Genomic DNA, 14,076 nt, shown 5'->3' with positions numbered 1-14,076 from the left:
GGCTGCAGGCGGACATCGTGGCGGGCGGCGAATTCGACCTTATCCGGCGGCATTTCACCCGCCCGTCTCCCGCCGGCATGCTCGGCGTGGGGGACGATTGCGCATTGCTGCCGGACACGGGCTGCGCTACGGCCGTCAGCACCGACCTGTTGATCGAAGGCCGCCATTTCTTTGCTGATGTGGACCCGCGCGCGCTAGGCCACAAGGCGCTGGCCGTCAACCTTTCCGACCTGGCTGCGATGGGCGCGCGGCCCACGGCCTTCGTGCTGGGGCTGGCCCTCCCGCGGATCGACGACGCCTGGCTATCGGCTTTCGCGCAGGGCATGTTCGCCTTGGCTGACGCCCACGGGTGTCCGCTGGTGGGCGGGGATACGACCCGCAGCCTGGCCGGCGTGACGATCTCGGTCACCGTGTTCGGCGCCGTGCCGGCCGATGGCGCGCTGCGGCGCGCAGGCGCCCGGCCGGGCGACGATATCTGGGTATCGGGACCGCTGGGCGATGCCGACCTGGCGCTGCGTTTGCTCAGCGGCGACAGTGCCGTGCCGGTGGACGACCGCGCCGCCGCGCTGGCCGCCACCCGCCGCGCGCTCGAATGGCCCGCGCCGCGGGTGGCGCTGGGCCTGGCCTTGCGCGGCCTGGCTCACGCCGCCATCGACATCTCCGACGGCTTGCTGCAGGATCTCGGCCATATCCTGGCGGCGAGCGGCTGCGGCGCCCGCGTGTGCGCGGACGAGGTTCCGGTGTCGGCCGCCGTGTCGGCCTTGCCGCCGGCGTGGCGGCGGCAGTGCGCACTCGCCGGCGGCGACGTCTATGAATTGTGTTTTACCGCGCCTCCCGAGGCGCGGACCCGCGTTGCCGAGGCCGCGTCGGACACGGGTGCGGCTGTTACCCGTATCGGCACGATAGAAGCGGCCAGCGGGCTGCGGGTGGTGGACGGCGCCGGCGCGCCGCTGCCCGGATTGCCGCATGCGGGATTCGATCATTTTGCTTGAGACGCGATGACCGACATCTCTTCCCCCGGCGTGTTGCCGGCCAGTCCCAGCTTTACGTGGATGCGGGCGCGCCTGTCGCGCGTGATCGCCTTCGGCCTCGGCAGCGGCTTGGTGCGGCCCGCGCCCGGCACCTGGGGTACGCTGCTCGCCTGGGTGCTCTGGCTGCCCATCGTGCGCGTGCTGGAGGCCCCAGTGCACCAGGGCATCTTCCTGCTGGCCGCCTTCGCCCTCGGGGTCTGGGCGTGCGACCGCGCCGGCCGGGACCTGGGCGTGCCCGATCACGGAGGCATGGTATGGGACGAAATGGTCGCCTTCTGGATCGTGCTGTGGCTGATTCCCGGCTCGACGGTTGCCCAGGCCTTCGGCTTCCTGCTGTTCCGCCTGTTCGACATCCTCAAGCCGCCCCCCATTGCCCACTTCGACCGCCGGCTCAAGAACGGGCTGGGCGTGATGTGGGACGATCTCATCGCGGCGTTCTATACGCTGCTTGTATTTGCCCTGTACCTGCGCATTGCAGGCTGAACGCTGCCAAGGGAGGCCGCATGTTCGACGACGAATCGATGGCGCTTTCCGCCGAAGTCGGGCGTGTGCTGCTGGCGCGAGGCCAGATGCTGGCTGCCGCCGAGTCGTGCACCGGCGGACTGGTAGCCGGCCTGGTCACGGCGGTGGCAGGTTCGAGCGCCTGGTTCGACCGCGGCTTCGTTACCTACACCAATGCCGCCAAGATGGCGCAGCTGGGCGTGGCGCCGGCAACGCTGGCAGCACACGGCGCCGTGAGCGAGGAGACCGCCGGGGAGATGGCAGCGGGGGCGCTGCGCGCCGCAGGCGCGCAGGTGGCCGTATCCACGACCGGCATTGCCGGTCCGGGAGGCGCGACGCCAGGCAAGCCCGTCGGCATGGTGTGCTTCGGCTGGGCCTGGGCTGGGGACGACGGCGTGCGGGTGCGCACGGCAACGCACTTGTTGAAAGGCGATCGCGCCGAAGTGCGGATGCAGGCGGTGCAGATCGCGCTGCGGGGCCTCTTGCAGCCTTGACTGCCGGCTGGTCGGTCAGAACGAATAGCTCAGGCCCACGCCGCCGTAGGCGGCGGTCTTGCGTTCCACGATAGGGCTGTCGGCGGCGTCGCCCACCAGCGTTTGCGCGCCCAGGACGCTGGTGACGTGCCAGCGTTCGGTCAGGCGGTAGGTCCACGACGCGAAGGCCACGCCCGATCGCAATCCCGACGACGGCCGATAAGTCGCCAGCCCGGCGCCACTGCGCGCCGATTGTTCCGGGGTGACGCCGAACCAGGTCTGCATATGGTCGCTGTTGCCCCATTCCAGACCGGCGCCAACCTGGACGTTGTGCCGGCCTTGCTGCCAGATGGCGTAAGAGCCGCGCAGGCTCAACGTGCCGCCATAGCCGCTCTTGGCCGCCTGGCTGTACGCGATCGAGGCGCTCCACCGCCCAGGCTTCCACTCGGCGAACACACCGTATTCCGCATGGCTGTCGATGTCGCCCAGGCCTTCCAGCCGCTCGGACCGTTTTTCATCGCGTCCCAGTCCGAGGCCGATCCGCACGCCTACGGCCACGTCCGGAGCCACGTTCATTTTCAGGCCGACGCCCGGCAGTCCCTGGCCGGTCGAGATGAAGAAGGGGCCGCGCTGGAAATTGACCAAGGGCCGCGGCACAATGCGATAGCTGTCCGCGCCGGGGTACCAGGGCGCCACGGCAATGCCGCCGCCCACCAGGTCCTGCGCCATGGCCGGCGGAACCGTCCCCAGCAGGAAGCAAAGGCAGAGGCTGCGTGGATCGTTGATCATGCAATATTCTCCTGGGCCGCGGCGCCGCGCGGGCGCGGCCGTGGTGATCGATGTAAGGGGGAGGTGGCGGCCAGCCCGGCCCGGGCATAGGCGCGAACCAACCGCCGCAGGCCATTCTGGGGGCGGCGGTTTAAGAACTTTTTAAAACCTGCCGGCCATACTCTTCCGGCCTGCCCCGCGGTTCGCAGCCGCAGCCGCAGGCGCCCATGCCCGTGACCTTTCCTGGAAAGCCGCCGTGCGTATATTGCTGGTAGAAGACGATGCCATGCTGGCCGATGCGCTCGCCACCGCACTGGGGCAGCGCGACGTGGTAATCGACTGGGCGCGCGACGCGGCCGAGGCCCGGTTGGCGCTGGTGGACCACGACTATGCCGCCGTCCTGCTGGATCTCGGCCTGCCCAGTGGTTCAGGGCTCGCCGTGCTGGCCTCCATGCGAGCGCGCTACGATACGACGCCGGTCATCATCATGACTGCGCGCGACCGGCTCACCGACCGTATCGAGGGCCTGGATGCCGGCGCCGACGACTATCTCGTCAAGCCGTTCCCGGTGGACGAGCTGCAAGCCAGGCTGCGCGCCGTGCTGCGCCGCAGCCTCGGACGCGTCGCGCCCGTCCTGCGCTGCGGCGACGTGGTCGTCGATCCCGCCTCGCGCGCCGTGAGCAGCAGCGGCGTACCGGTTGCTCTGAGTACGCACGAATACCGGACCCTGCTGGCATTGATGGAGAAACCGGGCAAGGCCTTGTCGCGCACGGCGCTGGAGGATGCGGTCTATGGCTCCGACAGCGTCATCGAAAGCAACACGGTGGCAGTGTACGTGCACCAGCTCCGGCGCAAGCTCGGGGAGGACCTCATCGAGACCGTGCACGGCTATGGCTACCGGATGAGGGCATAGCGTTGAAGTCGCTGCGTGCACGGCTGATGGTGGGTATCCTGGCGACCATGCTGGCCACTTGCGCCGGCCTGTTCCTCTGGTACCGTGCCGAGGTCACGCGCGAACGTACCGGCGAATGGGACTCGGTGCTGCGCGAGATCGCCTACCTGACGCTGTTGTCCTTGCCCAGCGGACTGGAGAACACGGTGGCCGAGCGCAGTCTTGCGCTGCCGAACGAGCAGCGTCTGGACAGCCGCGAGGTGCGTGTGATTTTCCAGGCGTGGAGCCTGGCGAACGGCTTCAGCGTTCTGCATTCTCCTGGGGCGCCCCAGGCTCCGCTCGTACCGGACATGCAGGACGGGTTTTCCACCACGCTGGTGGATGGCGAGCCATGGCGCGTCTATGCCGTGACGGACGCGGAAAGCCGTATACAGGTCCAGGTCGGCAAGCCGCAATCCATGCTGCGGGAGGAATTGCACGAGCGACTGACGCGGGGCCTGTTGTTCGTCGGGGTGCTGGCGCTGGCGCTGGCCTGCGTCGTCGGCTGGGTCGTCCATTGGTCTATCGGTCCTGTTACCCGCATCTCGCGCCAGATCATGGGGCGGCGGCCGACCGACCTGCACTCCCTGCCCACCGGCGATTTGCCGGCCGAGCTCAGGCCGCTGGTGGAGTCTTTCAACCGACTCCTCGGTCGGCTCGACGAAGCCATGCAGAATGAGAGGCGTTTCCTGGTCGATGCCGCACATGAGTTGCGCACGCCGCTCGCCGTCATGACCGTGCAGACCGAAAATGCGTTGCGGTGCGAGGACCCGCAGCAGCTGCGCACGGAACTCGACAAGCTGCTTGCGACCACACAGCGCAGCGCCAGGCTCTCGGAGCAACTGCTGGACATGGCCAGGCTGGATGCCAACGGCCGCGACGGCGACAATGCCGAGGTCGCGTTGCACACGGTGGTCTCGGTGGTCGCGCGTGATTTCGAGACCAGCGCCGCCGACAGGGGCCAGCGCATCAGACTCGAGACGGAGGCGTGCGTGGTGCGTGGCCAGGTCGATCCGTTGGGCATCCTCGTGCGCAACCTGATCGACAACGCCGTGCGTTATAGCGGCCGCAATGCGCACATTGCCATCTCGTGCCGGCGCGATGCCGGCGCCGGGGCCAGCCACGTGGTGCTCACGGTGGCCGACGACGGTCCAGGAGTGCCTGAGGAAGAACACAGGCGCATATTCGACCGCTTCTACCGCGTGGCGGGTACCGCCGAGCGCGGCAGCGGCATTGGCCTTTCGCTGGTGGCGCAGATTGCCGAACTGCACGCGGCGGCCGTCGAGGTCGGCACCGGGCTGCATGGCCGGGGATTGCGCGTCAGCGTCCGGTTTCCGGCAACCACGCCTGCCGTATCGGCCGCCGCGTAGGCCGGGCCTGCCTCAGCCGGCCTGGGACGCGCGGCGCGCCTCGTCGGACTGCGCCGCAGCCAGTATCCAGTCGCGGAACGTGCACAGATGGGCATCGTGCTCCAGCCGTTCCGGGTAAATCAGGTAGAAGGCGTTGTCGATCGGGACACGCGGTCCGAGGGGCGCCACCAGCCGTCCGGCGGCCAGATCGTCCGCTACCAGCGCATGCTGTCCCATCGCCACGCCCAGCCCTTCCAGCGCCGCCTGGTAGGCCAGGCTCACGCTTTCGAAGGTGAGCCCGCGGTCGGGATCGATGTCGCTGGCGCCGGCCGCCTCCAGCCATATGCGCCAGTAGTCCGGCCGCGCTACGGATTGCTGCAGTGTGTGATGGGCGAGGTCGCGAGGCTGCTTGAGCGGCGGTCCGGATTGCAGCAGCCGCGGGCGGCATACCGGCACCAGTTCGATGCCTACCAGGAAGCGCGAGATCACGCCCGGCCAATCGCCCTGGCCCATGCGGATGGCTACGTCGGCGTCGTGCACGGTGAAATCCACGGGCTTGAGCGAGGTCGTGAAAACGGCGTCGCGCCCCGGGTGCGCGGCATGGAAGGCCGGCAGGCGCGGCACCAGCCAGCGCATGGCGAAGGTCATCGGGCACCAGATATGCAGCGGCTTGTCGCGGGTGCCCTGCATGGCGCGATGGGTGGCGCCGGCGATGCGGTCGAACACCTCGCGCAAGTCGTCCAGATAGCGCTGACCCACGGCAGTGAGCCGGACTTCGCGGTTGACGCGTTCGAACAGCCGGGCGCCCAGGAATTCTTCCAGCACCATCACCTGGCGGCTGACCGCGCCCGGCGTTACATGGAGCTCGCGCGCAGCCCGGGTAAAGCTCAGGTGGCGCGCCGCGGCCTCGAAGGTACGCAGCGGGTTGAGAGGGGGAAGGCGAGCGCTCATTCAATTGAATAAAAGTCAATGATATTGACTATAAATCGATTGATGCAGCGGGGGAATGCGATGAGAATTTTTCACACATGGCGGCACGACTGCAGTGCCGCTCGATTCCACAGGAGACAACGCATGACCAAGACACTGCTGGGTAAGCTCGCGCCGGAACGGGTAAAGAGCCTCGACATCGAACGGCCGCCGCAGGATCTCATCGAGGGCTTCAAGGCACTGGGCGACGCCACCGGCATCGTGTCGGACGTCATGGACAACCTCGGCATTATCGGGACGCTGCCGGGTTCGCTACTCAAGCCCACCATCGCCGGCGCTACCATCGTCGGTCCGGCGCTGACCCTGCGCAATACCGTGATGTCGGGACACCCGACCGACAATGCCAAGGCCTACCGGAACGGCATGGCCGAAATCGAGGCGCACAACATTGCCGAGACGGGCGACGTGCTGGTCATCGAAGGGGTGCCCGGGCTTTCCAACATGGGCGGCATCTCCGCCCAGGTGGCCAAGCGCCAGGGCGAGATCGGGGCCATCGTATCGGGCGGCGTGCGCGACCTGGCGCACTCGCGCCGGGTCGGCTTTCCGGTGTGGGCGACCGAGGTGTCGCCGATCACCGGCAAGTGGCGCATTGAAACGATAGAGATCAACGGCCCGGTGCAGATCGAGGGGATACGCGTGAACCCCGGCGACGTCGTGGTGGCCGACGACACGGGTGTGTGCTTCATCCCGCGGGAACGGGCCCGCGAGGTGCTGGAGCTGTCGCGCAAGCGGGCCGCCGCCGAAGACGCGCGCTGCGAGGCCATCGACCGCGGCGTGCCGATCCGCGACCTGCCTTCTGCCACCTGAGGCACGCCCATGCAAAGATCCGTAGTTTTGCCGGCCGCGGCGGCATCGGCTTGCGCGGCTGCATTGTCCTGGGCGCCATGCGCGTTCGCCGCGCAGGATTATCCCACCCAGCCCGTGCGGCTGATCGTGCCTTTCGCTCCCGGCGGCGGTACCGACATGATCGCTCGAGTCGTGGGCAAGAAGCTGGGCGAGCGCCTGGGGCAGCCCGTTATCGTGGACAACCGGCCGGGAGCCAGCGGCATCATCGGTGCCGAAGCCGTGGCCCGGTCCGCCCCCGACGGTTATACGTTGCTCATGGCGACCACGGCCATCAGCTCGAACGGCAGCCTGTACAGCACCATTTCCTACGATTTGAAGAAGGACTTCGCGCCGGTGTCGCAATTGGCCAATGCGCCGGCGGTACTGGTGGTGAATCCCGGCATGCCCGTGTCGTCGCTGCAGCAGCTCATCGGCTACGCGCGCGAACGGCTGGGCCAGGTCAACTATGCGTCCTACGGGGTGGGAACGGCGCCGCACCTGGTCGCCGAATTATTCCAGCAGAGCAGCGGCGTCAAGCTTTACCACGTGCCCTACAAGGGCGGCGGCCCGGCGGTGCTGGCTACGCTATCGGGCGAGACCAGGCTGCTTTTCCCCAGCCTGGTGCCGGTCATGACCCACATCAAGAACGGCAAGCTGCGGGCGCTGGCGGTGGCGGCCGGCAGGCGCTCACCCAACCTGCCGGAGGTTCCGACCTTCCGGGAGGCCGGCATGGAATTCGAGACCGGCACCTGGTTCGGCATCGTGGCCCGCGGCGGCACGCCGGCTCCCATCGTGGCGCGGCTGCACAAGGAAATCGTCGCCTTGCTGGCCGATCCGGAAGTGCAGAAGCTGATCGCGGACGAGGGGGCCGAGGTGGTGCCCAGCCCCACGCCGGAAGCATTCGGCCGGCTGATCCTGGCGGAAAGCGAGCGCTGGGCCAAGGTCGTCAAGACCGCGGGCATCCGGGTGGAGAAATGACGGCGGCCGTCCTGGCCGCTAGCTGCGGCCGGGACGGAAGCGGTTGATGTCGTCCCGGGTTGCCCGCGCCACGCGGGCGGCAGCCTCGCGCCAGTCGTCGCCGCCGCTGGCGTAGAGGATGGCGCGCGAAGAGTTGATCATCATGCCTGTCCCGGCGGCATTGCAGCCGGCCTGGACGGTGGCCTGGACGTCGCCGCCCTGCGCGCCGATGCCGGGAACCAGCAGCGGCATGTCGGCGCCGATCCGGGCCCGCACCGCTGCCAGCTCCGCGGGGAACGTGGCACCCACCACCAGGCCGCATTGCCCATGGCGGTTCCATTGGTCCGCGACCAGGCCGGCTACGCGCAGGTAGAGCGGTTCACCATCGGTTTCCAGGAATTGCAGGTCCGATCCGCCTGGATTGGACGTGCGGCACAGTACGATCACGCCGCGGTCCGGCCAGGCGAAATACGGTTCGATCGAGTCCGACCCCATGTAGGGGCTGACCGTGACGGCGTCGGCGCCGTAGCGCTCGAAGGCCTCGATGGCGTATTGCTCCGCGGTCGATCCGATGTCGCCCCGCTTGGCATCGAGCACCAGCGGAATGTCCGGGTGGTGCGTCTTGATGTGCCGGCACAGCTCCTCGAGCTGGTCCTCCGCGCCCCGCGCGGCGAAATAGGCGATCTGGGGCTTGAAGGCGCATGCGTAAGGCGCCGTGATGTCGGCGATGGCACGGCAGAAATCGAAGATCCGGTCGGCCCGGCCGCGCAGTTCTGCCGGAAAACGGGCGGGATCCGGATCCAGGCCGACGGTCAGGAGGGAGTCGGACGCGGCCCAGGCCTGCGTCAGCTTGCGGATGAAAGACATCGTGGAAGGCGGAAGCGGAATCGACCCGCCATTGTAGGAGCAACCGGCCGGTAGCGCGAACCTGCCCGGCCGCCGCCCTCGCGGACCTTGGCGGTCCGGGCTCAAGCCGTCAGGCGGCCGATCACCACATGGGCCCAGAGTCCCCCCGAAAACAGCAGGGACAGCATCACGGCTGCGCTGCCCAGGTCCTTGGCGCGGCCCAGCAGCGGGTGCGTTTCCACCGATAGCGCGTCCGCCAGGGCCTCGACCGCCGAATTGAGCAGTTCCGTGACCAGCACCAGCAGCATGCTGAACAGCAGCAGGAGGATCTCGGTGGTATCGCGCCCCAGCCAGATCGCCGCCGGGACCAGCACGACGACCAGCGCGAGCTCCTGGCGGAATGCGGCTTCGTACTTGAGCGCGGCGCCCAGGCCCTGCAGCGAATAGCGGCAGGCGCGAAGAACCCGCCGCAGGCCGCCGGTACTCTTGTATGGGGAGTGTGGGTGATCGGTCATCGAAGAGGAATATCGGAAAGATCGCCGGGACGGAAAGATCGCCCGGAGGATACCTTGAATCGGGCGAGCGGCGCATGCTTGGGGTTTGCAACAATAGCCTGCGCAAGAGGGCAATGTTGACATAGATTGCCCACAACCCGGGCTGGAATGGCCTGTATGCCAGCCGCCCGGACGGTACCCAGGCATCGAACGACAAGGAGACGCATTCATGAGGCATTCCCCCCTACCGGCCTGCGCGGCCGTGCTGGCCGCCCTGGGCTTGGCCGGCCCGGCCGCCGCGGCGGCGTATCCCGAGCGGCCCGTACGTATCGTGGTCGGTTTTTCGGCCGGAGGCACTACCGATGTCGCCGCGCGAATCATCGCCAAGGAGCTGGGCGACGACCTCGGGCAGAGTTTCGTGGTCGAGAACAAGCCGGGCGCGGGCAGCAACATCGGCGCCGAACTGGTGGCCCGGGCCAAGCCCGATGGCTACACGCTCTACATGGTCGCGGTCACCAGCACCATCAACCAGACCCTGTACAAGAACCTGAGCTTCGACATCGTCAAGGATTTCGCGCCGGTCGCCCTGGTGGTCAAGGTGCCCAATATCCTGGTGGTCAACCCCTCGGTGCCGGCCAAGAACGTGCAAGAGCTGGTGAGCTATATCAAAGCCAACCCCGGCAAGGTCGCCTACGCGTCGTCCGGCAGCGGCACCTCCATCCACATGGCGGGCGAACTGTTCAAATTGCGGGCCGGCGTGGAGGCCATGCACGTTCCCTACAAGGGCAGCGCGCCGGCCATGACGGACCTGATCGGCAACCAGGTACAGATGATGTTCGACAACATGCCGTCGGCATGGCCCCACGTACAGGCGGGCAAGCTGCGCGCCCTGGCCGTAACCACGGCCGAGCGTTCCGCCACTGCCCCGGACATCCCGACCATGAAGGAAGCGGGTTTCGACAAGTTCGACGTGTCCTCCTGGTTCGGGCTCATCGCGCCGGCCGGCACGCCGCAGGATGTCGTCGACAAGCTCAACGCCTCGGTCCAGAAGGCGCTGGCCAAACCCGATGTGCAGCAGCGTTTCAAGGACCTCGGGGCGGTCACGGCCAAGACCACGCCGGCGGAGTTCGGCGCCTTCATCAAGTCGGAAGTCGATACCTGGGCGACCGTGGTCAAGGCGTCCGGCGCCAAGGTCGAGTAGCCGCAGCATAAAAAAACCGCGCGGCGAATGCCGCGCGGTTCTCCCCGGCCGAAGCCGGAAAAGGCAGGGGCGGGACTTGCTTAGAAGTCCATGCCGCCCATACCACCCATGCCGCCCATGCCGCCGGGGGCGGGTGCAGCGGGCTTGTCTTCGACCAGCTCGACCACGGTGGCTTCGGTGGTCAGCAGCAGGGACGCGACGGAAGCGGCGTTCTGCAGCGCGGTGCGGGTGACCTTGGTGGGATCCAGCACGCCGGATTCGACCATGTCGCCGTATTCGCCGGTGGCGGCGTTGTAGCCGTAGTTGCCCTTGCCGCCCAGCACGTTGTTGACGATCACGCTGGGCTCGTCGCCGGCGTTGCCGACGATGGTGCGCAGCGGCTCTTCAATGGCGCGCAGCACGATCTTGATGCCGGCGTCCTGGTCGGGGTTGTCGCCCTTCAGGTCCTTGATGGCTTGCTTGGCGCGCAGCAGGGCCACGCCACCGCCGGGGACGATGCCTTCTTCCACCGCGGCGCGGGTGGCGTGCAGGGCGTCCTCGACGCGAGCCTTCTTCTCCTTCATTTCGACTTCGGTGGCGGCACCGACCTTGATCACCGCCACGCCGCCGGCCAGCTTGGCCACGCGTTCCTGCAGCTTCTCACGGTCGTAGTCCGAGGTGGCTTCCTCGATCTGGACGCGGATCTGCTTGACGCGGGCTTCGATCGCCTTGGAGTCGCCGGCGCCGTCGATGATGGTGGTGTTTTCCTTGGCCACTTCGACGCGCTTGGCCTGGCCCAGCTCTTGCAGCGTGGCTTTTTCGAGCGAGAGGCCGGTTTCTTCGGAGATGACGGTGCCGCCCGTGAGGATGGCGATGTCTTCCAGCATGGCTTTGCGGCGGTCGCCGAAGCCGGGAGCCTTGACGGCGGTGGTCTTCAGGATGCCGCGGATGTTGTTGACCACCAGGGTGGCCAGCGCTTCGCCGTCCACGTCTTCAGCGATGATCAGCAGCGGGCGGCTGGCCTTGGCGACTTGTTCGAGCACCGGCAGCAGTTCGCGGATGTTGCTGATCTTCTTGTCGTGGATCAGGATGTACGGGTCGTCCAGCGCGGCGACTTGCTTGTCGGGGTTGTTGATGAAGTAGGGCGACAGGTAGCCGCGGTCGAACTGCATGCCTTCGACGACGTCCAGTTCGTTTTCCAGCGACTTGCCGTCTTCGACGGTGATGACGCCTTCCTTGCCGACTTTTTCCATCGCATCGGCGATGATCTGGCCGATGGAGTTGTCGCTGTTGGCCGAGATCGAGCCGACCTGGGCGATTTCCTTGCTGGAGCTGCAGGGCTTGCTCAGCTTCTTCAGTTCTTCGACGGCGGCGGCCACGGCCTTGTCGATGCCGCGCTTCAGGTCCATCGGGTTCAGGCCGGCGGTCACGTACTTCTGGCCTTCGTGCACGATGGCCTGGGCCAGCACGGTGGCGGTGGTGGTGCCGTCACCGGCGTTGTCGCTGGTCTTGGAAGCGACTTCCTTGACGAGCTGGGCGCCCAGGTTCTCGAACTTGTCCTTCAGTTCGATTTCCTTGGCGACCGAGACGCCGTCCTTGGTGACGGTGGGGGCGCCGAAGGAACGCTCGAGCACCACATTGCGGCCCTTGGGGCCGAGGGTAACCTTGACGGCGTTGGCGAGGACGTTGACACCGCGTACGACGCGGGCGCGGGCGTCATCACCGAACTGTACTTGTTTGGCAGCCATGTAAATTCCTTGATATGTGGGTTGCAGAAGAGGGGAGATCTATACAGCAGGGGCCAGGGGCGCCTTACTGGATCACCGCCAGGATCTCTTCTTCACGGATGACGAGCAGTTCTTCGCCATCGACCTTGACGGCCTGGCCGGCGTATTTGCCGAACAGGACCTTGTCGCCGACTTTGAGGTCGACCGGCAGCACTTTGCCGTCTTCAGTCTTCTTGCCCGGGCCAACGGCCAGCACTTCGCCTTGGTCAGGCTTCTCGGCAGCGCTTTCGGGGATAACGATGCCTGAAGCGGTTTTACGCTCGTTGTCCAGGCGTTTGACGATCACGCGATCGTGCAAGGGACGGAGGGCCATACAAACTCCTGATGTTCGAAGTTGAGGTCTAGTTGTAGGAAAAGAGGCCGAAAGCCGGAGTTCGGCTTGATCACGCTCGGCGGATGTACACAGCCTCTTGCCGGAACCGCAACGCCGCGGAGGCGTTGTTAGCACTCTCGGCAAGCGAGTGCTAATTATAGGGGCGGGACAGGGGGCTTTCAAGCGGGGTCATGGGCGCGGGGGCCGACCCGGGCCAAACGGGCAGGAGACCGCCCTCAATGCATGCCGGCCACTGCCCGCAGCCAAAGCCGCAGTCCATCCCAGGTGCGGCCGGCCCATGAGGCCGGGCTTACCGGCTGGAGGGTAACCAGGGGCATCCGGCGCACGGCCTGCCCGTTCACGCGTACCTGGACCTCCCCCGCCGGCGCGTTGACAGCCAGTGGTGCAACCAGCGGAGTAGCTGGCCGAAGGACCCGCTCCACACGGGCCCCTGCCGGTACGCTCACGTAGATATCCCGTGTAAAACCTACCGGCACCGTACTGCGCGCCCCTTTCCAGACCGGCTCGATGGCGACCGCCTCGTTACCCTTATAGACCCTGACTGTCTCGAAATTACGGAATCCCCATTCGAGCAGGGTCCGGCTTTCCTCGGTGCGGGCGCGGTCGGAAGCGGTGCCCACCACGACCGAAATCAACCGGCGCGGGCCATGGTGGTCGGGCCGCCGGGCCGTGGCGATGAGGCTGTAGCCCGCGGATGTCGTGTGCCCGGTCTTCATGCCGTCGACGCTGGGGTCCAGCCATAGCAGGCGGTTGCGGTTCGGTTGGGTAATGCGGTTGTAGGTGTATTGCTTGGTGGCGTCGTACTTGCCGGCCAGCCCGGGGAAGTCGCGCACCAGGCGCACGGCCAGGACGGACAGGTCGCGCGCGGTGGAGTAGGTGCCAGGATCGGGCAGGCCGTGGGGGTTGGAAAAATGGGTGGAAACCAGGCCCAGCTCGCCCGCCTGCTCGTTCATGCGCGCCACGAACGCTTCTACCGAGCCGGCCACCGCCTCGGCCAGGGCAATGGCGGCATCGTTGCCCGATTGCACCAGCAAGCCGTAAAGCAATTCCTCGATGCTGACCTGCGTGCCGGGTTCCAGGAACATCTTGGAGCTGCCCGGGGCGACTTGCCAGGCCCGTTTAGACACGGTGACCTTGCGATCGAGCGTGATGGTCCGGTCCTGCAGCGCCTCGAACACCACGTAGGCGGTCATCAGCTTGGTAAGCGAGGCCGGTTCGATACGGGTATCGGGTTCACGTGATCCGAGGACGTCGCCGCTGGCGGCATCGAGCAGCAGCCACGCGCGGGCGGAGAGCACGGGGGCCGGGGAAGGCGTCTGGGCGTAGGCGGCATGCAGGCACAAGGCGAGGCCAATCGCTCCTGCTGCGATTTTTGTTATCGGCATCTGTTGTTCGACGGTCGTTGACAGGGGGGGCCGATGTCCGGCGCCACCGGCAGTAGGCCACGCGATCGCGTCCTTGCGCAAGTCGCGGGCCGGCGGATGGCGACCGTATCAACAAGATCAATAACAGAAATTCGGGATCGTGCCTGTCTTTGCGGAGCCACCGGCGCAATAATGGCGCGCGGCTGCCCTTGACGGCGCCCACCTATAACAAACAACAGGAGACAG

Annotated in this window: 15 protein-coding genes; 8 read left to right on the top strand and 7 right to left on the bottom strand. The window is 67.0% G+C overall.

From position 1 onward, the window contains the following. Positions 1–2: 2 nt before the first annotated feature. From thiL to QHC78_RS03805, 3 genes are read left to right on the top strand one after another with little or no spacing between them, the layout of a single operon-like run. Positions 3–992, top strand: a complete 990-nt coding sequence (gene thiL, locus QHC78_RS03815; protein ID WP_413816413.1) for a thiamine-phosphate kinase — start codon at positions 3–5, stop codon at positions 990–992. A gap of 6 nt (positions 993–998) precedes the next feature. Further along, positions 999–1,514, top strand: coding sequence for a phosphatidylglycerophosphatase A family protein (locus QHC78_RS03810; protein WP_413816404.1), 516 nt, complete (start codon positions 999–1,001; stop codon positions 1,512–1,514). 20 nt (positions 1,515–1,534) lie between these two features. Continuing rightward, positions 1,535–2,026, top strand: coding sequence for a CinA family protein (locus QHC78_RS03805; RefSeq protein ID WP_319742527.1), 492 nt, complete (start codon positions 1,535–1,537; stop codon positions 2,024–2,026). A 15-nt stretch (positions 2,027–2,041) separates the two neighbouring features. Here the strand turns inward: QHC78_RS03805 and QHC78_RS03800 are convergent, their stop codons facing one another. After that, entirely contained in the window at positions 2,042–2,794 is a 753-nt protein-coding gene (locus tag QHC78_RS03800) for a MipA/OmpV family protein (RefSeq protein ID WP_319742526.1), read from the bottom strand. A 235-nt stretch (positions 2,795–3,029) separates the two neighbouring features. On the opposite strand from QHC78_RS03800, the gene QHC78_RS03795 reads away from it, so the two are divergent. Both QHC78_RS03795 and QHC78_RS03790 read left to right on the top strand, forming a co-directional pair. Then, positions 3,030–3,686: a response regulator transcription factor gene (locus tag QHC78_RS03795; RefSeq protein ID WP_319742525.1), complete on the top strand. Its 657-nt coding sequence runs from the start codon at positions 3,030–3,032 to the stop codon at positions 3,684–3,686. Positions 3,687–3,688: 2 nt separating this feature from the next. After that, positions 3,689–5,074 carry an ATP-binding protein gene (locus QHC78_RS03790; protein WP_319742524.1) on the top strand — a complete coding sequence of 462 codons (1,386 nt, stop codon included), beginning with the start codon at positions 3,689–3,691 and terminating at the stop codon, positions 5,072–5,074. A gap of 12 nt (positions 5,075–5,086) precedes the next feature. Here the strand turns inward: QHC78_RS03790 and gcvA are convergent, their stop codons facing one another. Continuing rightward, the gene (gene gcvA / locus QHC78_RS03785) at positions 5,087–6,004 is read right to left on the bottom strand and encodes a transcriptional regulator GcvA (protein ID WP_319742523.1); all 918 of its coding nucleotides are present in this window, start codon (positions 6,002–6,004) and stop codon (positions 5,087–5,089) included. Between the two features lie 123 nt (positions 6,005–6,127). Between gcvA and QHC78_RS03780 the strand changes: the two genes are divergently transcribed. Both QHC78_RS03780 and QHC78_RS03775 read left to right on the top strand, forming a co-directional pair. Next, positions 6,128–6,850 carry an RraA family protein gene (locus QHC78_RS03780; RefSeq protein WP_319742522.1) on the top strand — a complete coding sequence of 241 codons (723 nt, stop codon included), beginning with the start codon at positions 6,128–6,130 and terminating at the stop codon, positions 6,848–6,850. Between the two features lie 9 nt (positions 6,851–6,859). After that, positions 6,860–7,846 (top strand): Bug family tripartite tricarboxylate transporter substrate binding protein, encoded by a 987-nt coding sequence (locus QHC78_RS03775; protein ID WP_319742521.1) that lies wholly within the window; start codon positions 6,860–6,862, stop codon positions 7,844–7,846. An 18-nt stretch (positions 7,847–7,864) separates the two neighbouring features. On the opposite strand, the gene pyrF is transcribed toward QHC78_RS03775, so the two are convergent. Together pyrF and QHC78_RS03765 are read right to left on the bottom strand one after the other, a co-directional pair. After that, a complete protein-coding gene (gene pyrF, locus QHC78_RS03770; protein WP_319742520.1) occupies positions 7,865–8,692 on the bottom strand; it encodes an orotidine-5'-phosphate decarboxylase in 828 nt (275 codons plus the stop codon). 101 nt (positions 8,693–8,793) lie between these two features. Further along, complete coding sequence (locus tag QHC78_RS03765; RefSeq protein ID WP_319742519.1) at positions 8,794–9,186, bottom strand: diacylglycerol kinase; 393 nt, start codon at positions 9,184–9,186, stop codon at positions 8,794–8,796. A 208-nt stretch (positions 9,187–9,394) separates the two neighbouring features. Between QHC78_RS03765 and QHC78_RS03760 the strand changes: the two genes are divergently transcribed. Further along, positions 9,395–10,366: a tripartite tricarboxylate transporter substrate binding protein gene (locus QHC78_RS03760; protein WP_319742518.1), complete on the top strand. Its 972-nt coding sequence runs from the start codon at positions 9,395–9,397 to the stop codon at positions 10,364–10,366. 80 nt (positions 10,367–10,446) lie between these two features. Here the strand turns inward: QHC78_RS03760 and groL are convergent, their stop codons facing one another. The 3 genes from groL to QHC78_RS03745 all read right to left on the bottom strand — a co-directional run bounded on the left by groL (position 10,447) and on the right by QHC78_RS03745 (position 13,851). Next, the gene (gene groL / locus QHC78_RS03755; RefSeq protein ID WP_319742517.1) at positions 10,447–12,093 is read right to left on the bottom strand and encodes a chaperonin GroEL; all 1,647 of its coding nucleotides are present in this window, start codon (positions 12,091–12,093) and stop codon (positions 10,447–10,449) included. A gap of 64 nt (positions 12,094–12,157) precedes the next feature. Further along, complete coding sequence (locus QHC78_RS03750; protein ID WP_319742516.1) at positions 12,158–12,445, bottom strand: co-chaperone GroES; 288 nt, start codon at positions 12,443–12,445, stop codon at positions 12,158–12,160. 236 nt (positions 12,446–12,681) lie between these two features. After that, the gene (locus QHC78_RS03745; protein ID WP_319742515.1) at positions 12,682–13,851 is read right to left on the bottom strand and encodes a D-alanyl-D-alanine carboxypeptidase family protein; all 1,170 of its coding nucleotides are present in this window, start codon (positions 13,849–13,851) and stop codon (positions 12,682–12,684) included. Positions 13,852–14,076 lie beyond the last annotated feature (225 nt).

Source organism: Pigmentiphaga sp. (assembly GCF_033795525.1).
Taxonomy (GTDB): Bacteria; Pseudomonadota; Gammaproteobacteria; order Burkholderiales; family Burkholderiaceae_B; genus Pigmentiphaga.
This window is presented reverse-complemented; position numbering and strand designations above follow the sequence as displayed.